The organism is Saccharobesus litoralis (assembly GCF_003063625.1).
Classification (GTDB): Bacteria; Pseudomonadota; Gammaproteobacteria; order Enterobacterales; family Alteromonadaceae; genus Saccharobesus; species Saccharobesus litoralis.
The window spans coordinates 913,063-933,957 of sequence record NZ_CP026604.1 but is presented as its reverse complement, the minus strand read 5'-3'; the positions used below and the strand labels follow the sequence as shown (position 1 = coordinate 933,957).

General features: G+C 39.5%; 14 protein-coding genes. 5 read left to right on the top strand and 9 right to left on the bottom strand.

Features of this window, described 5'->3' with window-relative positions:
* Window positions 1-437: 437 nt before the first annotated feature.
* From C2869_RS03455 to C2869_RS03425, 7 genes are all read right to left on the bottom strand, one after another.
* Window positions 438-1,367: a hypothetical protein gene (locus C2869_RS03455; protein WP_159084013.1), complete on the bottom strand. Its 930-nt coding sequence runs from the start codon at window positions 1,365-1,367 to the stop codon at window positions 438-440.
* Window positions 1,368-1,810: 443 nt separating this feature from the next.
* Window positions 1,811-2,800, bottom strand: a complete 990-nt coding sequence (locus C2869_RS03450) for a hypothetical protein (protein WP_108601623.1) — start codon at window positions 2,798-2,800, stop codon at window positions 1,811-1,813.
* 298 nt (window positions 2,801-3,098) lie between these two features.
* Window positions 3,099-3,413, bottom strand: a complete 315-nt coding sequence (rhaM, locus tag C2869_RS03445) for an L-rhamnose mutarotase (RefSeq protein ID WP_108601622.1) — start codon at window positions 3,411-3,413, stop codon at window positions 3,099-3,101.
* A gap of 97 nt (window positions 3,414-3,510) precedes the next feature.
* Entirely contained in the window at window positions 3,511-4,440 is a 930-nt protein-coding gene (locus tag C2869_RS03440; RefSeq protein WP_108601621.1) for a DUF4861 family protein, read from the bottom strand.
* 26 nt (window positions 4,441-4,466) lie between these two features.
* Window positions 4,467-5,699: a glycoside hydrolase family 88/105 protein gene (locus tag C2869_RS03435; protein WP_108601620.1), complete on the bottom strand. Its 1,233-nt coding sequence runs from the start codon at window positions 5,697-5,699 to the stop codon at window positions 4,467-4,469.
* A gap of 177 nt (window positions 5,700-5,876) precedes the next feature.
* On the bottom strand, window positions 5,877-7,097 hold the full coding sequence (locus tag C2869_RS03430) for a right-handed parallel beta-helix repeat-containing protein (RefSeq protein ID WP_108601619.1): 1,221 nt from the start codon (window positions 7,095-7,097) through the stop codon (window positions 5,877-5,879).
* Between the two features lie 293 nt (window positions 7,098-7,390).
* Complete coding sequence (locus tag C2869_RS03425) at window positions 7,391-8,875, bottom strand: glycoside hydrolase family 32 protein (RefSeq protein ID WP_108601618.1); 1,485 nt, start codon at window positions 8,873-8,875, stop codon at window positions 7,391-7,393.
* 138 nt (window positions 8,876-9,013) lie between these two features.
* On the opposite strand from C2869_RS03425, the gene C2869_RS03420 reads away from it, so the two are divergent.
* Both C2869_RS03420 and C2869_RS03415 read left to right on the top strand, forming a co-directional pair.
* Window positions 9,014-10,894, top strand: coding sequence for a glycoside hydrolase family 97 protein (locus tag C2869_RS03420; RefSeq protein ID WP_159084012.1), 1,881 nt, complete (start codon window positions 9,014-9,016; stop codon window positions 10,892-10,894).
* Between the two features lie 12 nt (window positions 10,895-10,906).
* Entirely contained in the window at window positions 10,907-12,121 is a 1,215-nt protein-coding gene (locus C2869_RS03415) for a glycoside hydrolase family 27 protein (protein WP_108601616.1), read from the top strand.
* Window positions 12,122-12,241: 120 nt separating this feature from the next.
* Here the strand turns inward: C2869_RS03415 and C2869_RS03410 are convergent, their stop codons facing one another.
* Window positions 12,242-13,945: a glycoside hydrolase family 88 protein gene (locus C2869_RS03410; RefSeq protein ID WP_108601615.1), complete on the bottom strand. Its 1,704-nt coding sequence runs from the start codon at window positions 13,943-13,945 to the stop codon at window positions 12,242-12,244.
* Between the two features lie 456 nt (window positions 13,946-14,401).
* Here C2869_RS03410 and C2869_RS03405 point away from each other — a divergent pair, with 456 nt between their 5' ends.
* The 3 genes from C2869_RS03405 to C2869_RS03390 all read left to right on the top strand — a co-directional run bounded on the left by C2869_RS03405 (window position 14,402) and on the right by C2869_RS03390 (window position 16,713).
* Window positions 14,402-14,668, top strand: coding sequence for a type II toxin-antitoxin system TacA family antitoxin (locus C2869_RS03405; RefSeq protein ID WP_108601614.1), 267 nt, complete (start codon window positions 14,402-14,404; stop codon window positions 14,666-14,668).
* Window positions 14,659-15,156 (top strand): GNAT family N-acetyltransferase, encoded by a 498-nt coding sequence (locus C2869_RS03400; RefSeq protein ID WP_108601613.1) that lies wholly within the window; start codon window positions 14,659-14,661, stop codon window positions 15,154-15,156. Before C2869_RS03405 ends, C2869_RS03400 begins: the two co-directional genes overlap by 10 nt.
* A gap of 555 nt (window positions 15,157-15,711) precedes the next feature.
* Window positions 15,712-16,713, top strand: coding sequence for a Fic family protein (locus C2869_RS03390; RefSeq protein WP_108601611.1), 1,002 nt, complete (start codon window positions 15,712-15,714; stop codon window positions 16,711-16,713).
* A 101-nt stretch (window positions 16,714-16,814) separates the two neighbouring features.
* Here C2869_RS03390 and C2869_RS03385 read toward each other — a convergent pair whose 3' ends face one another.
* Complete coding sequence (locus C2869_RS03385; protein ID WP_159084011.1) at window positions 16,815-20,771, bottom strand: hybrid sensor histidine kinase/response regulator transcription factor; 3,957 nt, start codon at window positions 20,769-20,771, stop codon at window positions 16,815-16,817.
* Window positions 20,772-20,895: the final 124 nt, after the last annotated feature.

Below are 20,895 nucleotides of genomic sequence, written 5' to 3'. Positions count from 1 at the left end.
CTATCACTAGTGATGTTTTTAGCCATATTTAGATTAAATAAACAACTTCAGGCTGAGCTTGTCGAAGTCTTATTACTTTCTAATTTACCGACACTTCGACTGCCTTGGTTTATAGTGAGCTCGACGAACTACGCTCAGTGTGAAAGTGATCACCAATGTTTTCAACTAATCAAAATTAAATTGAAGAGGTACTAGTCACTGCCAAATTGGGTTAAACATTTCATTGCGGTAAATATTCTTTAAGCCTTCGCGTGTCTAAAAAATATAAGCTGTATTTGGTGATGGTTAGTATCGTATGGATCCGTTAGTTCCGGTTAATGCGACGTACACGTCGCACCTACAGGGATGTAGGAAGTGCCGAGCAGTATGGAACGATCATCGGTGCACCTACAGGGATGTAGGAAGTGCCTGGTGTTCGGGAATAAGCACAGGTACACCTACATCCAATTGCGCAACACTGCTTGTGCTTCTTGCCTGATATCTTCACTAAAACTTTTATTATCAACGACACTTCTGACTTGATTTAACAATTCGGCAGTTGGCTTTTCTACCTCAAATAATGCGCTAATGACGGTTAGGGAAGGCGTTGTTTCTCGGTTATTTAGGTAGCCAGAAATAATAGGAGCGACGGTTTCGATATTGGAGATTTTCACCAGCGCACTTAGCGCGTTAACTCGGATCTCTGAGTCTTGGTTATCTACTAAGGTCGCTAATCTTGATTCAACATTTTGCTGTTGTTTATCGTTGAGTCTGGTTTCGCTAAATATAGTGAGCAGATCTGCGATTACGTTAGGTTCAGTTTCGGTAAAGCTAGCATCAATAATTAAATCGAGATGATAGTCTCTATGAGTTAAGTCTTCCGAGCTGGCGTTAGCTAACAGTCGATAACCCGCACTGCGCACTGTTGGGAAACTGGCATGCATCATTTCAAATGCAACCTCAGTGCGGTATTGATCGGAAAAGCGGTACACAACATCTAACAGCAAACGTGTGTTTAAAAAGTTTAAATTGGGATCCGCTTTTAAATATTCGATTAGCTGCTCTGGGTTAGTTTCCAGCGCTTTTGTTAGCTGATCACGACTTAAATTATCTATAGATTGCGTTAACAATAGTGCGTGATAGTCGATTTGATTTTTGGGGCTTTGATCGTCTTTAGGCGAGGTTAAGTGTTCTTGAACAGAATTTTCAACCTTGCCATTCCCACCGAGCATGGCGTTTATTTCACTGTCAGTTGTTGAGTGAGTTTTGCTCTTGTTTGAATTATCTGTGTCTGAAACATTGGTAAACGTGGTTAAGTGATAGCCAATTGCGGCTAGTGTAAAAATTGAGAGTAGGGTGATGCTTGGTTTGTTTATTTTGAACTGCATGATATTAATGCCTAGGCAATTTTTAAAATCTTTGTTCATTATCCTCGGCCAGCATGGATGTAAATCTGCCTCGCATACAACATAAGTTTCAGAGTCGATATGTTATGTCGATAATTCGGCATTTTTATCATCATGGTCTAGGACAGTACCCTCGTCATCCTCGCGCATGCGGGGATCTAGCGACTTTTGTTGGATAAACTTAGCCTGCTTTAAAAAAAGTTACTGGGTTCCTGCATTCGCAGGAAAGACGGTACTTTATTAACCACTTTTTGATGCAGATAATCCGCTTTTTCAATTACTTTCGGGCAATTTCTGTTATCAGTATTTCTGCATAATTAATATGGACGCAGGTCCCGAGCGGTCGCAGGAAAGACGTTATCTTTTTAACTAATATTCATCATACAAAAAGCCCCTGAAATTTAGAGGCTTTATACACGCGGTGACTAGCTACAAGTCGAGTTTTGCCAAATTGTTGGGTTACTATTTTGGCGATATTCGCTGTTGCTTGATGTCAGTTTTTTACAGTTTTGGCCAAATAAATCTAACTTACCATTGCTGCCAACTGACTGCGCTGAGTTCGTTCTATGACCAAAGGTATATAGGCTACTTCTGTCCGCACCACTACCTACGTTGTGACTAAATGGTCCTCTAAAGTCAACTTTGCGAGTAATGGTTTTGGAGCTATCTGCCCATACCCAACCAAACACACCGTGCTTGTATTTTTTGCTTGATGTTTCGTCAAACTTATCTAATACAATGTTCTCGCCTTTTAGAATTAACTTGGCAAATGGGAAGGCACTTGCACCCCAACCAAATTGATATGGTGCGCCGTTTTCGTGATGTTCAACTTTAACTTTTTCAACGGTTATGAGGTCGTTGTAAACCTTAATGCTGTCGTCGAATGTGCTAATGGTTGAGTTACGAATTGAGGAGTCGACACCGCCGCCAAAGCCGTCTGTGGTATGGTGGTTATGCGGATCGCCATCTTTCCAACGTGTGAAGATATTGACGTTATCTACCACCATTTTTGAGTTGTCCGTATCACCTAAAATATGGAATTTACGAGGGTTACGGCTGGTAAGGGTAGAGATTGAAACAGTACAGTTACAATCAGAATAGATGTTACTCAACATCTTACCCGCTTTACCTTTTTCGTTAGGTGCCGATTCAGCATACAAACCATAAGGCGCAATAATAGAGCTATCACGGTTTTGGCCAATAATGGTTACGTCATTGGTTCGGCCACTCAAAATATGAATGCGAGCTTGTAACGTAGTATTGGCTGGAATAACAATATTGTCCCAATCGCTGTTGCTATCAATCGTGATAACGCCAGTTTGATTAGATACGGTTAAAGTCCCCCCTGCGAAAGCGATTGAACTGGTAGTGAGTGCTAGAGTAGTTAGTAGTGCTTTAGTTGTTATGTTTTTCATTTGTTCACCTATTGTTGCAAATGCGTTACAAATATTCGCATAAGGTGATATTTAGATCAATATTTGTATTACAATATTTTAAATTATTTAGGGATTTTTAGTGGTTTTGAAAAAATCAGTTGTTACTAATTAGATGAAAATTGGTGGGTTTGGATTGCTGAAGGAAGGATGTTTTGACCTTTGTCTCTTATTTCGTATCTCGTATCTTCGCTTCATACTTTAGCTTTATATTTTCGCCTTATCTCTTGTTGAGAATGAAAGAGCAAGGCGAAAATGATAGCGAGATTAATACTTAGCTTTAATCTAAATGAAATACTTGCTCGATAGGGGTAACTACTGGCGAGTTATCAGGGTTGGTTTTCATAATATCTGCCATAAATGCCCACCATTTTTTAACAATCGGCTCTAATGGCAGTTGTTCCATTGTGTGGTCTTCTGTTCTTTTTAAAACTGCAAATAGTTTGTTTGAAGAAGGTTCATGAAAAATTGAGTAATCAGACACGCCAGCGGCTTTGAGCGCGTCTACCAGCTCTGGCCAAATTTCATCGTGACGTTTTTCATATTCAGCTTCATGACCTGGCAATAAGGTCATAACAAAGGCAATTTTTTCCATAATTTTCTCTTTTGTATAATGGCCTCACAAGGTGAGGCTTTGCTAGATTGGTTTGCAGGCTCTGCAAGCATAAATGCTCGCCTACAAGTAATCTGGGTTATTTAGCGTTAGCTTTGCTTAAGTAATTTTGCCACTGTTCTATAGATGTAATTTCACCAGCGGGTTGCCATGCAAAGCCAGCTTTATAGCTTAGCTCACCTTGAGCATTAGTTTTGGTGATCAACCAAATATGGCTTTCATCACGCACTTGGCTTGTTACATGCTTAATATCTTCCAGCAAATTAGGGTCGATAACTGCGCCGGTCGCTAATCCATTACCGTGGATCACTTCCCAAGCTGAAACGTGGCCGTTAGCTTTGTTTGAATAAGCTTTGGCTTTTTCATCATGGGTGGCAATACCGATTGCTATTGGCAAATAGGTTGGTTTGTCATTCAAAGTGAATTTTGAATTAACGGTATATAAATGCGTACCTAGTGGCAGTGTGATGGTTTTTAATTCTTTGACTTTACCTAACGGGGTTTCCCATTGGTAAGTTAGGGTAAATTTAACTTTGTCTGTACCGCTTTCTAATACTTTAAAGCTTTTGTAAGTGTGGGCAGGGTAAGCTTGGCCATCAATCCAAACCGCAGAACCACCCACACCTCGGCTTATACCTGTATGGTAAGGGTCGTAACCTTCGCCTCTATCTTCATGATAAGAACGGCCTTCCGTATAGCCCTTGTACCAGCGGTCAATAATTGAATAATCTACTTTTTTAAGCCAAGCATCGACACCACTTGAGTGTCCTTTTATTGGCGCTGCTGGGCCATAAACCCTGAATGCGACTTTGTCGTTTTCCCACGCAAAATCATCACGACGCTCTGGTACATAACGGCCGTATGCCATAACGACAGGCGTGCCATTTTTACTTTGTTTTATATTATCTGCGGCACTCTGCTGTGGCGAAGAGGCACATGCTGATAATAAAGCCACTGCACTTAAGGCAACTGTTACGGGTTTTAACCCGTGTTGAATTAATTTTTTCATTGTTTCTGTTAACTCCTGTATCAACGCTAAATGTTTAAACGTTTTTGATAATCGTAAATTTCTGAACCGGCCAACAAAAAAGCGCCAACAGCATATATCTGCGAGTCATCATACGTAACTTCACTTGGTGCGACGCCGACTTGTTGTACCCAACCTAATTTGCCATTAGGGTGTATTGCTGAGTTAAGTAATGCCCAGCTTTTGTTTAGTGTGGCTTGGTATTCTTCAGCGTTTAACAAACCATTATTTAATCCCCAAGCAAAACCGTAACTAAAAAGAGCTGTGCTACTGGTTTCGGGTTGCGGCATATTTTCTTTTGCTAATAATGACATAGCCCATGAACCATCCTGTTTTTGTAAGGACTTTAGTTTGGCGGCTATTTTTTTAAATCGGTTTTCATAGTAGGCGCGCCTAGGGTCTTCTGTTGGAATAAACTCCATCATTCTGGCTAACCCAGCAAATCCCCATCCTGTGCCCCGTGCCCAAAACAATGGATTACCAAATTCATCTTTTTGGTTTTTAAAACGACTGTCACGATAAAGTAGGTCATGCTCAGGATCATATAGATAGTCTAGGGTAGCTTTGACTTCTTTGTGAGCATATTGCGCATATTTCGGATCGCCTGTTGCCGCGCTGAGTCCAAACCAAGAGGCGGGAGCCATAAATAATGCGTTTGCCCAGCACCATCGCGCTTGGCAAGCAAATAAACCATTGCTATCTGAGTCGTCATTAAATGTAAGTGAATGGTTGGGGTTATTAGAGATAACTTGATCAAAGGCAGCTCGAGTTGGAGCTAATACCTTCTGCTCGGGCTGCTGTGTTAGGTAATACCAAATATAAGTTTGTGCAACGAGTTGATCGTCTGCAAAGTAAGCATGGGGACCGAGCTGCCATTGCCACTTTTTGTTTTTGTAGCTGATCCATTCTAGGTATAGATCATTATTTGAGCGCTCGGCTATCTCTGTCAGGCCTAGATAAAAAGCACTTTGCATCCAGCGTTTTTCTTGTAAAGACTCACCACGTTTTTCGGGTAAGTAGCTGAGTTTATTGATCTTAGGTAATTGCCAGTTTGCGACTTTATGCATACTGGCGAGCACTTGCTGGTGTGAAGGTAATGTCGCTTGCTGGTTTGCGGTTGATGGTGTGTCGACCGCCCATTGGTTGCTACAGCTACATAAAAAAAATAAAGCTAAATATTGAACGGTCCATCGCGTTAGTTTATTCAAATTACATTTTGAATGGGCTAGCGTTGGTTTCATTATTTCACCTTGCAACGGCCAAATTCGTGATTGGTATTGATTAATTATGTGTCATGATGATTGTTTATGCAAGGTTAACTTTGTGAATAATCAAGTGATTTAATTGATAGGGAATATAGCGCAAAAAAATACCGGCAAGTTACCCAGCCGGTATTTATTGTTTGAACTTAGTAAATGTTACTGATACTTGGTATTGTTATCCAAATTAGAAAAGGTATTACCTGTTTTAGTAATACTAGTGGTACTGCGACCATCATCTGAGCGATGCACTATTCCCCAGGTTGTTGTACTGCTTTGGCGTGAACCTGTCACCCCAACTATGTCGTTATTAGTGATTGTCGCCCCTTGCACACCATTTAACGAGATACCCTCATATTGACTGCCATATTTATTACGGTTGTTATTGTTGTTGCCAACTTGCGCTCCTAAATTGGTTATATTGTTGTCTTTAATGGTTGCGTTGTTAGTTCGTTCAAGACTTATCGCGCGCCCTGCTGTATCAATATCGTTGTTGCGAATAGTGACATTAGTTGCTGTCCAGCTACTGCCGGAAAACACGCGTTTAATGCTTAAACCCACGTTAACGTCTTCTAATGTATTGTTGTACATTTGAATATTGTCAGCCCCTCTTTTACTCGTGATACCATCAAACGCTCGTTCAATATAATTTCCGTGCATAGTGTAATGATCACCCCAAGTACTGTCTCCGCCTGTGCCAGCACTAGCTGATACATAAATAGCAGCATCGCGAACACCATAAAAGTTATTGTTGCGTATAGTTGCCTTTAACGCGCCTGTCATTAAAATACCACTGTCGCCTCCGGCTAAATGATATGGGTCTGAACTAGATTGAGTGCCTGTAAACGTTATATTTTCAATTAGTAATTCATCGAGTTTGTGTAAGCTATTAGCATAACCTCGCACTGACAGAGCGTCTGCTGTTGATTTTGTCCCCTGTTTGTTCGCTGGTGTTAAGCTTGTGTATGGCACCACTGTTGATACCTTGGCATCCGCCATATCAAAACTGCCACCTTTCCAAGTAAAATTCATTTTAGCTGTACCTGCACCACATTCTTTTGATTTGGTTTCATGAGCGTCAAAGCTAAACATATCGCCATCTAAACTTGATGTGCCATTAAATGTTGCGCCTGTAGCATCAACAATTAAATCTTTTCTTAAATAAATTTTGATATCTGTACTGATATTGTATGTGCCTGTAATACGTAAAGGGGTACCGGTATTGGTTGCAAGTTGTAAGGCATCTTTTAACTGACTTACACTGCCTTTAGGATCGGCAGGGGTTCCTGTACATGACACAGCATGAACAAAGCTGGTTGTACATAAAAGGCTAGTCGTAAGTGCTAATTTTAATACGTTTGCAATGATTGGCTTATTCATATTTTTATTCCAGTTATCAATTATTTGATTAATTGTTGCTGTGTTGTTAATAACTTTGGCTATAATTGATCAAAATATTCCAAAAGGCAATAAAATAATTTTTAAAATGAAATAAAATGAGTGAAAGTGATTTATATTGTTTTTTTTAATGTATAAGCGATAGATCATCAAGATGAGCTTTATATTGTTAAGATGACAAATAGAGGTGAAGCGCTTTGTTACTTGAGTTACTGAATAAATTGCAGTTTCGGATAATTGCTTCTTGTCGTAGTAATATGCTCCATTTATTTGTATTAACGTTGCCGTTGCCAAACAGAACGCAGTGGATGAACGGTTACAGTATTTATTTTAATTGGTTTATCCGCGCTTATGGCAATACTGCTGTCATCAGTTGGAAATGCAAACTCTTCAGCCCAAGATAATACGCCTTTATTGATAAATGCTTCGATAGCTCCTTGGTCTACAATTAATCGAATATCGAGTTCGTCTCCCACTGCGGCTACTTTAATATCGTTGAATGTTTGGTTCGTAAGGTCGTAAGTAAGAGTTTTATCAGCAATTTTTATCCAAAACTTTTGGGCCTTGGTTCCTTTTAAATTTAATTTGATTTGCATATCAAACACATTGCTTCGTATGTGAGCCAATGGATTATTACTGTTATCAATTGTAATGTTACTTATTTGTGTTTTGTCTTGATACAAGGATGTAATTTCTGGAATGGGTGACCGTGTTAAATGTAATGCTTTGTTTATATGCTCTAAGCGTAACTCAACAGGAAAGCTGACAGCGTGATGCCATATTGATTTAACAGGCTCACGGTTCCACATACCTAGCCAAACGAATTGGATTCTTTTATCTGATCTAGAATCGTAAAAACTTTGACCACCATATAAATCAACTCCTTTGAAGACAGATAGGTTATTACTTTCAGCAGTAAACTTTTCGCCATCAAATTCACCATATTCATAACGGCCAATTGGTGCCATCAGTACCCATTTTTTCTGTGTTGTTCCAGTTATTGTTATTTCAAACATATCTGGACACTCCCAAAAACCATTGGCTTTGAAAGTACTGTGATAAGTCCAGTTGAGCAGATTTTTTGAGGAGTAAAAAAGCATTCCTTTTTTTTCTTCAAATACAACCATTATCCATTTTTGGTCAGGCTCAAACCAAAATACTTTTGGATCGCGTCGTGATTCTATTTTTTTACTCGTTGGATCAGGGGCTAGAATCGGATTAGCTTCATGAGCTTGCCAAGTGCGACCTTTATCTGTGCTATATGCTAAGGCTTGTCCTAATTGAGTGTCTGTATAAGCCAGTACCAACGTCGCATTGATTCCAGTTTGTTTGCCTAACGTATTATTGTGATCGATAAAGGCTGTTCCTGAGTAGGCCATACCTTTCGCATTTTCTCCTGGTACCAATGCTGGATTATGTTGTTGCCAATGCAAAAGATCTGAGCTGGTGGCATAACCCCAATGCATATTGTCCCATTCATTTTTATATGGGTAGTGTTGAAACATCAAATGATATGTTCCTTGGTAATGGAATACGCCGTTTATGTCATTTATCCAACCAGCATGAGAAGAAAAGTGCACTTGATTTCGATAAGGTTCTGTAAATTTACTTTTTGTGTAAATACTGTCAGATGTTGTATCTACTGTTTTGTATATAAATTTTTTATTTTGTTTGCAATGTGCTTTGAAGCATGTTGATAAAATAATCAATATGTATGTAAGCACTAACTTATTTGATTTGTCTTTGTATTTAATTGACATATTTGTTCTGTAGGGTTTTTATTTTTATTGTTACATTTAAGTTAATTGTTTACATTTAAAAAGTAAATGTTATTTTATGCGCATATTTGTGTGGATTTAATATGGTGTGAAATGTTTCGTATTTTGTATGTAAGTGTTATGGCTTGGCTGTTAATTGGTTGTCAATTGTTACCAAATTATCAAAAAACTCAGAAGTTGCAGTATGCCGATATTTCTTTTGAGTTATTCATAAGTGAGATGAATGAACTTAAATACAAATTGAATTTAGCTACCGGAGAGCCTTTAGTTTCTCCTTCAAATTTAGCTATAACAATAGATGGTCAACCTTTACGTGTTAAAGAGATACTTAAAGTTGAGCAAAAGCAGATTCAGGACAATTTCACAATCGCCGGAAATTATGCGCAAGTGAATAGTCAACGCCTGCAGGTTCGATATCAACTTGGACTTGTTGACATGCACGGCAAAGCATTTAATTCACCGTCATTATTTTTAGATGTTAGTTTGTCAGAGAGGGGCGTGGCTTTTCGATATGTAGGTGCGCCATCTGATGCTTCGATATGGCCTGTACATAATGAACAAACTGAGTTTAATTTGTCGGCAAATAGCAAAATTTGGTATGCCAATGACTATGAAGCCGATTGGCAATATCAGCAACTATCTCAAATTAAATTAAGTCAGACAATGACTTACCCTGTTGTTGCTAAAACACAGGGGCATTATGTATTACTCACGCAAGCTAAGCATCACAACTATCATGCCGTCCATTTAGTAAAGCGTAACCATTCGACATTAGTCACGCAATTTGTTGGAAAAAAGGAGCCCATCTCAGTAATTATCAATGATGAAAAAGCCAGTCCTTGGCGGGTAATTATGGTGAGCAAAACTTTAAATCAGCTAGTGAACAATAGTTTAGTGTATGAACTTGCTGACCCTGAGAAACCTCAATTTAAAAATGCCAATTGGATTAAGCCAGGTCGTTCTGGCTGGTCTTGGATCACAGGTGGTTTTAAAGGTCAAAATTTTGCCAACATGCGAGAGCATATTAATCATGTCGCAAAGTTAGGCTGGGAATACTTGATAATTGATGATGGCTGGGAGCATTGGCAAGATAAGTGGCAAAAAATAACAACTTTGTGTGAGCTTGGTAAGCAGGTTGGAGTTGGTATTATTCTATGGAAGCCAACGGGCGATTATAGTGCTCATTGGCAACAAAAAAAGTTTGGCCCTTTACCAACCATTTCGGGAATTTTAGATTTTGAACAACGAGATAAGTTATTTAAACAGGCTCGTAAGGCTGGAGTAGCAGGGTTTAAAGTTGATTTTGTCAACGAAGATACATTACAGAGGGTTAATATTTACAAAGCGATATTAGACCATGCGGCAGACTATCAATTTGTCATTAATTTTCATGGTTCCAATTTACCAACAGGTTTAGATCGTACATACCCAAATGAGCTAACTCGTGAAGCCGTTCGCGGTATGGAGTTTGTTTGGAAACAAGAAAAACTCTTTCAACTGAATACTATTTTACCTTTCACTCGTTATGTCGTGGGACATGGCGATTATACCCCTGTACTTGGACGCGCCCATCCTATAGCGGGAAGTCGAGCCCATCAATTAGCAACTAGTATAGTTTTTAATTCACCGATGAATGCGTTTGCTGTTCATCCTAAGCAATTGCTAGCGCAGCCTGAAGCTCAATTGTTAAAGAGCCTACCTACAACATGGGATGAAACTAGGGTGTTAGAGGGAAGCGAAATAGGTAAAAGTGTAGTTATGGCCAAGCGAAAAGGAAAAATTTGGTATTTGGCGGTGCTATCGGGAGAGCACGTGACTTCAATAAATATTAAGTTAAGTGACATCCTTATAGCAGACCAAATTCAAGCTTTGATATATCAAGATGGCACAACAAAAAACACCCTGCAAAAACAGCAAAAAATTCTAAATAGCCATGATGTTATTCAATTTAACGTTGCCGTCGCAGGTGGCTACGTTGCTAAGCTAACACCCATAGAATAAGGTAATTAAATAATGAGAAAAACAATAAAAGCGCTAACCTTGCTAGTTATTACTATGCCAGTCATAGCCACAGCAGAAAAATTTCCAGAACTAGGTAAAACGCCTCCTATGGGGTGGAACAGCTGGAATAAATACCATTGTGAGGGTATTAACGAAACCATTATTAGGAAACAAGCCGATGCCATGGTTAGTTCAGGTATGAAAGAGGCTGGTTATGAATATATTGTCATTGATGATTGTTGGCAAAATGGTCGTGACGAAGACGGGCGTATTCTGGCTGATAAATCAAAATTTCCGTCAGGAATTAAAGCATTAGCAGATTATGTTCATTCTAAAGGATTAAAGTTTGGTTTGTATTCAGATGCGGGCACAAAAACCTGTGCAGGACGGCCAGGTAGTCGAGGCTATGAATTTATGGATGCTAAAACTTATGCCGAATGGGGAGTCGATTTTCTTAAATATGATTGGTGTCATCATGGTAAACAATTGGCTGAGCCTTCTTACACTACTATGAGTCAAGCATTAGAAAAAGCGGGGCGCCCTATTTTGTTTAGCCTGTGTGAATGGGGAGAGAGTGAACCTTGGACATGGGCTCAAAATGTAGGGCATATGTGGCGTACTACGGGTGACATAATTAACTGTTTTGACTGTGTAAATAATGGTTGGGGATTCGGAGTGTTATCTATTCTGGACCAGCAACGTAACATACGAAAGTTTGTCCGGCCTGGTCAATGGAATGATATGGACATGCTAGAGGTTGGCAATGGCGTATTGACTTACGAAGAGAATAAAACGCATTTTAGTATGTGGAGTATGTTGGCATCACCATTAATAACCGGAAATGATTTAAGTAACATGGATGAAAAAACGCGGGCAATTTTAACTAATAAAAATATTATTGCGTTAAACCAAGACCCGTTAGGGATAGCCGCTATTCCATGGCGGGACTATGGTGATTTTGAAGTGTGGTTCAAACCTTTGCATAACGGTGATTATGCATTGGCATTCATGAATCGCAGCAAAGAACCTTATTCACTCTCTTGGGATTTTACTGGGTTGAATGTATTTGATGTTGATGATCCTAATGGTTGGAAAAGTTACACCTTTGATCATCCTTTTATTATGCAAGACCTTTGGTCGAATAAAATTATTGGTAAAACAGGTGATACGGTTAAGCGGGTTTTAAAACCGAGAGAAACTTTAGTTATTAGACTAATCAAACAATAAAGAGTGTCTTTAGAATATTGAAAAACTCAATTCAGGTTAACTTAATTGTTTAGCATTTATAAATAATATTCCGGTGGCGTTTAATCGCCACCGGTTTGTTGAATTAAATGTTTATATTGATTATTGCTTTAAACTGTTCTGAAATTCAATCTTTCTGACATTGGCTTCTATAAAGTAAAAATCACCATAGATAATTGGCGTGTCAATTTCGCCACCATTACCCATATCGCCAGTTGCTTCCGCTAAAACAAAGCCGAAATCATAGCTGTTTGGGCGACCATTTTTACTGCGATCGGTACGATAGTGAGTTGATAATTCTGCCATGATTTTATCGGCTAACTCGCTGTAGCGTTTTTTCTCATCTTGGTTTTTAGTGAAGGTTGCATAGCGGTACATAGCGGCAGCATAAATTGCAGCGGCTGATGTATCTCTTGGGATCTTTTTATGTGACTTAGGGTAAGGTTTGGTGCCACAAGGTAATAATTTATCACCTTGTATTACCGGCTCGCCATACCAGCTTTCTTTACCTTTTAATCTTGCTAAAGATTCATCTGATAACATAGATGCATTTAATGTCATCGGGCGATAACCCTCGTATGGCTTGATAAAGTCTTCAATCGAATTACCGCATAGCGCTAACACACCGTGGAATACGGTAGTATCTGATGAAATGTTTTCTGCGATTTCATAAGCGTTGTCACGCGCTGCGAAAAAGTCCCAATAAGGTACGTAACCGTCTTGCAAAAGATGCTCTACACTGCCAAATACTCTTTGTAAATGCGCGTGAAAATCTGGGTAGTTTGCTAAATCAATATTGGCTTTTTGCATTGCTTCAACCACGGTAACAAAACCATACAAAGACCAACCTTGACCACGCGCCCAAGCGGATACATTACCTATACCTTGCCAGTTACCTGGCTTGTGTGCCCCGTAATCGAAAACATGATAAGACAATGGATATTGCTTATTTGTGTCAGATTCATCATAAAAGTAATGGTTGATACTGGTATGTTTAGCATGATTAAAGGCTATTTCATGGTATCGCTTACTGTCACTGGCAAATAAGAACTCTAAGTTCATCATATTGTCGACAATGACGGGATAGGTCCATGGGTTTGATAGGGTGTACATATCAATGGCCTTTTCGCCATTCTCAATGGTTTTAATTCGCATGCGAGGGATCCAGTCCCAAGAACGAATTAAGCCTTTCTCGTCACGATAACGAGTAGCTAAAGTGGCTCGGCCAGTTTCTAACGCCTCTACATAGGCTTTGCGGTTTGCATCATCCAATCCATCATAATTTAATGCTTCGCCAAATGAGTCGTACAAAATAAAGCCTAAATCGTGAGTTGAACCACGCTTAGCTTCTGAAAATAAGGTTTGTTGATAATATTTTGCCCCATCGAATAAGGTTTGTTCTTGATTATTTGCCCAGTTGATATGTTGTTTAGCGGATAAAATTTTCCATATCGCGCCTGGGAAAAAGCCATTGGTCCATTTTGCTTTTTCTTCCATAAAAATACCGCCATGTTCTTCTGAGCGCGGCACACAAATCATGGTTTTATCTTCTATACAGGCGGGTTTAGGGTGTAAATGACGCTCATTTAATGCGTGATCTAATAGTTTTAAATATTGATCTTTAGCAAAGGTTAAGTTTTCTTTGGCGGCATCAACGGAGAAGACGGGCGATGACTTATTTGAACTAGCGACAGTTTTAGCAACTTCTGAAGCTTGCTGAGGAACATTCACCTCGGTTTGTTTTGAGCATCCAATAACGGCTAGGCAACTGGTGATTAGGGCGCTTAAATAAACACTTTTTTTCATGTTTTGTCCTACTACGTTTAATTACTTGTGAAACTTAAAGATTACTAAATATAGATCTAATCCTAGACCGCAAATTCAATAATGCTAATACCTGCCTGCATATCTTGATAACCAAGTATGATTGTAAGATGGTAAGGCCAATATTCAAATTATAAACATGTTTTAGCGGTTGTATAGCAATTTATTAACATAAATTGTAATTACACTGGTATTTCGGCGGGAAAGCGACTAATAGATGGCCAGTTGTAAGATCGATTTTATATCGATAAATCTTGTGTTAGCAGGTGTAAAACCAGCTCTACGATAAATATTCGCATTGAGATATACGCAATTGTAGGGTCGATTTTATATCGATAAACCTTGTGTTAGCAGGTGTAAAATTAACCAACTATTGTTTGTGTGTATCTAATAGCTATACTATAATTGTGTAGTTAATAAATATACAGGAATAAGCTAATGGCGACTAAAACAGCCCCCATTAATATGCGTGTAGAGCCTTCTGTTCGTAATATATTGGATGCCGCGGCGAGTATATTAAAAGTTGATAGAACGGTATTTATCCAACAAGCTGCACTAGCAGAGGCTTACGAAGTCTTAGCTAACCAAAAAGATTTTACGCTGGATGAACAAGCCTTTGCAGCATTTGAGCAAGCGTTGGATGCTACACCAACTAGAAACGAAGGGATGGCAGATTTACTGAGTAGGAAGGCTCCGTGGGAATAACAGCTCCCAGATTACTATCTGAACAACATAATCTTGGTTACTTTAACTGCGGTAATCGTGACCTTGATGAGTGGTTAACTAAAAAAGCGTATAAGAGCCAAAAACGCAATCACACAAAAGTTTATGTTGTAGCTGATGAAAATCATCAAGTCATTGGTTATTACGCAATAGCGATGGGCTCAGTGCGGCGAGAAGATGCAATAAGCCCGCTGAGAAGGAATAGCCCAAACCCGATACCTATGGTTGTACTTGCGCGACTTGGTGTTCACTCTGATTATCAAGGATATGGAATTGGTGCTGGCTTGCTTAAAGATTGTGTCCTTCGCTCGGTTCATGCTATGGACGTTATCGGTGGTGCGGGTATTTTGGTCCATGCAATTGACGCATCAGCTAAGCAGTTTTATCAACGCTTTGGCTTTGTTGAATCGCCGTTTTCTCCAATGACACTGATGGCTAGAATTTGTGATATAAAAGTGTCTATAGCCTAAATTGGTGAAAAACGACGCTCTAATTTAACTATATGGTTATATATCGGTATAGCATTTATATTCACTGGAATAATTGGATATTATCTATTTAACATAGGAAAAGAAGTCCCACGTAGGGATGAATTGACGATTGTTGAAGGAAAACTAGAACAAACTAAATGGTATTCAAATGGACTTAGTTTTAAGTTAGTAAATTTTGAACCATACTTGATATTTAAAATGAGTAAGCTAGACCATTCTGTTGAGCAATATCTAAATTCAGCGAATGGAAAGAATTTAAAGGTTCAAGTGTTGATAGATAGTGAGCAAAGGAATGTGTTCATGCTCTAGGTTATTCATGTTCTATTTGGCAACTCAAAATAGGCAGTAAAGAGTTTCTTAGTTACGATCACCCTAAAAGCTTTGTTCTGAATGGGAAAAAGAGAATAGCAGGATTAATGATATTTTTTGTTTTATTCGGAATTGGCGCTATAACAGTAGCATTACTTCTAAAATACAGAGCGAACTCAAAAAGCTCAATAAAGCGCTTCCTAACGTAAGCAAAGGCTCTGATTAATGCCAAATTATTCTCCTCCGTTTTCTATTTCCAATAAGTCTTTAAATTTGGTTGCTAGTATAAGTGAGTCGATTGGCCGTCTCTCTGTAGAGTTTGAACAAGAAAAACTGCTCCGACTACGTAAAGTAAATCGCATGCGTACGGTTCAAGGATCTTTGGCTATCGAGGGTAATACCTTATCTGAAGATCAGATTACCGCGATACTTGATGGTAAGCGTGTTATTGCACCACCTAAAGAAGTGCAGGAAGCACATAATGCTATCGTAGCGTATGACACCATCAATGACTGGCAACCTAGGAATACTCAAGACTTGCTAATGGCGCATCAAATATTAATGAAAGGTTTAGTTGAAGATGCTGGAGTTTATCGTAAAAGTGGTGTTGGAGTTATGTCTGGTGATCAGGTGGTTCATATGGCACCTCAGGCAGAGCGCGTACCTAAATTAATGCAGGAATTGTTGGAATGGGTCGGTAATACCGACCTTCATCCACTTATCGCTAGTTGTGTATTTCACTACGAGTTTGAGTTTATTCACCCTTTTTCTGACGGTAATGGTCGGATGGGGCGACTTTGGCAAACTTTGATGTTGTCTAAATGGCATAAAGTTTTTATCAATATTCCAGTTGAAAGTTTAGTACATCAACATCAGGAGGAATATTATTTAGCGATTCGCCGTAGTACTGCACAGACAGATTCATCACCATTTATTGAATTTATGTTGCAGATGATATTGGATGCCATCAATGAAAGTACACTTGTCGCAGACAATAGTGTCGGTTTAAATGACGGTTTAAGTGTCGGTTTAAAGCTTTCGTCTTTAGATAAACAGATATTAGCCTGTATAGAAAACAACCCGTACATTAATAATACCGAACTTGCGGATAAAACAGGGAAATCTGCTCGAAGTATTGAACGAAGAATTAAAATCTTAAAGGATTGCAATTTGCTAAAACGAATTGGCGCAAAGAAAAATGGCCATTGGCATTTGCTTAAAAATTAGTCAACATCATTTTAGTAATTTTCAGCAATAGATATTGATAATATTGAACTTATTTTTGTATAGCGCCAATATAGCGATCTGGCCAAGTGGCGCTATGCAACCTACAACAAATGCCGTTTCTTATACTCCGTCGGCGTACAGCCAAAGCGTTTTTTAAACGCGCGGTAGAAGGGGCTTTGTTCGGCGTAGCCGATATGTTCGGCTATATGGTTCACTACACAATCAGGGTCGTGTAGTAGCTCGATGGCTTTATCTAACCTGTAATTCTTTAAATAATCAGCCGGAGATTGGTCGGTATAGGCCTTGAATTTGCGATAAAAGGCGCTGCGGCTCATATTCATATCTTGTGCTAGCACTTCGGCGGTGTAATTGGAATTCGCGAAGTTTTTGGCAATGATATCCGAGAAGCGTTGAATAAACTTTTGTTCGGCTGTACTGAGTTGCGGAGTAGGCTCTTCAGTTGCTAAAGGCTCAGTGCTAGCTGTTTCGCTTTTACTAACGTTATTGGTATTGGCTAATTGCTTAGTCAGTTTTTGCGCTAACGCTTTGCGGCTGGCTAAATGGTTTTCAATTTTTGCGGTTAACACATTGGTTGAAACTGGCTTGGTCAGATAATCCAAGGCGCCAATTTTTAAGCCTTGCTCTTGATGTTCTTTCGATGACAGCGATGTGAGTAAAATCACTGGAATATGGTTAGTGACTTCGGTTTTTTTCAATAACTCGCAAAGCTCTAGCCCGTCCATACCCCCCGGCATCATGACATCGGAGACGATAATATCCGGCACTAACTCGGTAGCAATTTTAAAACCTTGCTCAGCACTTTCTGCGGTTTCTACTCGGTAATGATCATTCAGTTCATCAGCTAGGTATTCGGTTAATGATGGATGATCATCAATCAGCAGCACAATCACTTGATCATCATTTGTTGCACCACTGTCGGTTTTAGTTTCGGTTGGTACCGTTGGCGGGGTGATTTGATGCCATTCATTAAACTCAATAGTAAAACGGGTGCCAGGGTTGTCGCCGCTATCGTCTTTATTATTAATTTTACTATTACTTTGGTAGGGAACAGGGCTGATTACATTAATACTGCCGTTTTGTGCTTCGACCAATTCTTTAACTAAGGCTAAGCCAACTCCAAAGCTGGTAAAGTTAGTATCGAGTTTTTGATTGCCGCTATAGAAGGGATCAAAAATATTATCGATTGCATTAGGGTTAATGCCATAACCTTGATCCTCAACAGTTAAGCGTACTTTATTGTGTTTATCCGGATCGATATGCAACTCGACTTTGGTTGTCGCGCCAGCATCCGAATACTTGATGGCATTAACCACCAAATTCTCCAACACTTTACGATAAGCATCAGGATCAAAGTTACAAATATACGAGCTTTGATTACAAGAAAAACTGATATGTTGATGTTGGCCTTCGGTTAAGTTTTCAAAGTTATTGACCAGCATGCGGGTAAAGGCAACTAGGTTTTTATGCTGTGGGTTTAGTATTACTGCACCGAGCTGGGTTTTTCTAAAATCCAGTAGTTGATCGACTAGCTCATTTAAGCGTTGGCTATTCTCTATGGCTAAGTCTAGCGATTTTAATTTGGGATCTTCAGGAAGTAAGTCCTTCCTTACTTTTTGTAAAGGCCCAAGTATTAGGGTTAACGGCGTACGCAATTCATGCGAGATATTGGTTAAAAAGCGCAAGCGTACTTGGTCAAGTTTAGTGACGTGTTTTATGCGTTGTACCAATAAGGCAACCAACAATAAACCAATAATGATAGGCGTAATAATTAATAAAGCAGTGAACCAAGCGCTTTGCCAAAACGGTAAGCTGATGGTAAAGCGTAACTCGGCTGGTGTGTTTTCAATATTGCCATGGGCATCGCGAGCGCGTACCTGTAATACATAGTCATCGGGTAGTAAACGTGACAACAGTAAGGTGGTATCAGAAGTCGATGGCGACCAATCTTGATCATTTAATTTATATTGATAAAACAGATCTTCATTGGCCGTAGTCGACCATTTATCAGTGGATTGCCAACTAACATAAACCGATGAATCATACGCTTCTAGCGATTGCATCAGTTTAATTTGGGTTTGCGGCGCTGCATAATCAGGGTAGTAACGTTGACTAGCCATGGCGACTTTTAGGTTAAATTTACGAAAATCCCTGTGCACCCACATACGTGGAAATTGAGTTACCCAAATGGAATTGTCATTGGATTTAAGCAGGTTACTACTTTGGCTTTTGCCTTTAGCACCCGCATAGTTGCGCAAGTACCAAGTGCCGGTATTGAACTCTAAAACCCCACGATCAGACAAAGCCAATATGCTGTCGCCATGTGGCATTAGGTTAGTAATATTATTGGTTGGTAAACCGTTGCTGCTATCCCATTGGCTCCAAGTCGAATCTTTATACTGGCTAATGCCGCCGCCCCAAGTCGCGGCCCATAATCCGTTTTCTTGGGTTTTAAGCACATCTTCAATCCAGCCTTTTTTCAGCTCAGGTGGCGACTCCATGGCTTTGTATGCGCCTTTATTGATAAAGCGTAAGCGATGGCCACTCAGCAGAATTGAGTCTTGATCCCACGGGATTATTTTTGACACCTTAGGGTAATCGACCAGTACTTGTTCAGCGCGATAAACATTGTCTTCATTATTGAGTTTGATGATATAGCCGTTGTCGGCTTTACGCTCTGAATAACTGTTGCCGAAATAGATATCACCGCGTTCGGTCTCTAAAGTGGCTTGGTAGTGAATACTGGTTTCTAATGGCGTATGTTGTTGTTGATACCATTTATTGCCGCGTAAATAGCTGATAGCAGTTTGTTGCTGGTCACTGCCTGCTGCCCATACCCGACCATTGCGGGTGCAATAGACTAAGTTAGGTTTGCTGATATGGGTATCTTGTGGTGAATAGCGATTCCAAGTATCGGAGCTGACATCGAACTGAATAATATTATCCTGATCATCAATAAAGTATTGGCGATTATCGCTATCGTTGCATTGATACAACATATTCGGATAGATATGGGGTTTGTTTAGATCGAGCGGAAAGCGCTTTATGCTGATCCCAGGTTCGAGTAACCATAAACGGTTATCGTTTGATTCTAGCAGCATATGACCCAGAAAACTGGTATCTAACCTATGTTGCTCTATATCTTGTTTTTGCCAAGTTTTACCTAAATCGCGTGAGAATAAAATATCGTTACCACTGGTAATATAAATATCGCCATTACTGACTTGTAACAAGCTATGGTTGATGGCTCGGGTAAAAACGCGCGGTATACGCACTGTAGTAAATTCTTGGTTTTCCGTTTGGCTATTTGGGTTTAGGTATTTTGGTGTATGGCTGTTTTCACTGCTGGTTACCCAAATGCTGCCGTCAGATAATTGTTGGATCACGCCATTAAATGGCAACACCAGTTGGGCTTTGGGGCGCATTAAATGACGCCAAATCTTTTGCTGATTGAGCTTATGGTTCTTTAATTTATATTGACGAACATGACCACTGCGGCCATCCAAAGTCCAAATATTATCCTGCGTATCTAGCGTTAGACTAGCTAAAAACTTGTCCTCTACTTCGTAAACCGTGTAGTTGTTTTGTTTTATTTGCACGACATGTTGCTGCGCAGAAAACCACACATCGCCCTTGCTGTCAGCAGCTAAAGTGACGATTTGGTGGGTGTAATGTTCAGGAAAAAATTCGAATGACTCGCCAATTTGCTGCCATTGCTTGCCGTCATAGGTGTAAATTGCATCAAAACTGACAATATAAAGCTTATCGCCCAACCATTTAATGGCTTGTACTTCACTAACATTTAAGCCGTTTTCACTGTTATGCCATTGCCCTTGATAACCATCAAATTGATATACGCCCTCGGAAGTGGCAAACCACAAATCATTGTTAGGGCCAAAGTCTGCACTTTTAATTAAGCGATTGGGAATGTTTTCCACTTTATGCCATTTCGCGTCGCTTTCTAACGCGTTAGGAAAAACCGGATAAAACTGCTGGCTAGCAAATGTGGATGGCAAAGTGACTAGCACTATTAATATCAAACAAAGCCACTTTAAGCATAAAGTCATTAGGTTATTAGCTTCCTTAATCTTGTTAATAAAGTATTACAGAAATCCCCTGTAAGCCAAGTGCCATTTTTACATACATAACGACTAAGTTTTTATG

Coding starts and splice junctions, on each gene's coding strand:
- C2869_RS03455 (WP_159084013.1), bottom strand. CDS start 1,367: ATGCAGTTCAAAATAAACAAACCAAGCATCACCCTACTCTCAATTTTT.
- C2869_RS03450 (WP_108601623.1), bottom strand. CDS start 2,800: ATGAAAAACATAACAACTAAAGCACTACTAACTACTCTAGCACTCACT.
- rhaM (WP_108601622.1), bottom strand. CDS start 3,413: ATGGAAAAAATTGCCTTTGTTATGACCTTATTGCCAGGTCATGAAGCT.
- C2869_RS03440 (WP_108601621.1), bottom strand. CDS start 4,440: ATGAAAAAATTAATTCAACACGGGTTAAAACCCGTAACAGTTGCCTTA.
- C2869_RS03435 (WP_108601620.1), bottom strand. CDS start 5,699: ATGAAACCAACGCTAGCCCATTCAAAATGTAATTTGAATAAACTAACG.
- C2869_RS03430 (WP_108601619.1), bottom strand. CDS start 7,097: ATGAATAAGCCAATCATTGCAAACGTATTAAAATTAGCACTTACGACT.
- C2869_RS03425 (WP_108601618.1), bottom strand. CDS start 8,875: ATGTCAATTAAATACAAAGACAAATCAAATAAGTTAGTGCTTACATAC.
- C2869_RS03420 (WP_159084012.1), top strand. CDS start 9,014: ATGGCTTGGCTGTTAATTGGTTGTCAATTGTTACCAAATTATCAAAAA.
- C2869_RS03415 (WP_108601616.1), top strand. CDS start 10,907: ATGAGAAAAACAATAAAAGCGCTAACCTTGCTAGTTATTACTATGCCA.
- C2869_RS03410 (WP_108601615.1), bottom strand. CDS start 13,945: ATGAAAAAAAGTGTTTATTTAAGCGCCCTAATCACCAGTTGCCTAGCC.
- C2869_RS03405 (WP_108601614.1), top strand. CDS start 14,402: ATGGCGACTAAAACAGCCCCCATTAATATGCGTGTAGAGCCTTCTGTT.
- C2869_RS03390 (WP_108601611.1), top strand. CDS start 15,712: ATGCCAAATTATTCTCCTCCGTTTTCTATTTCCAATAAGTCTTTAAAT.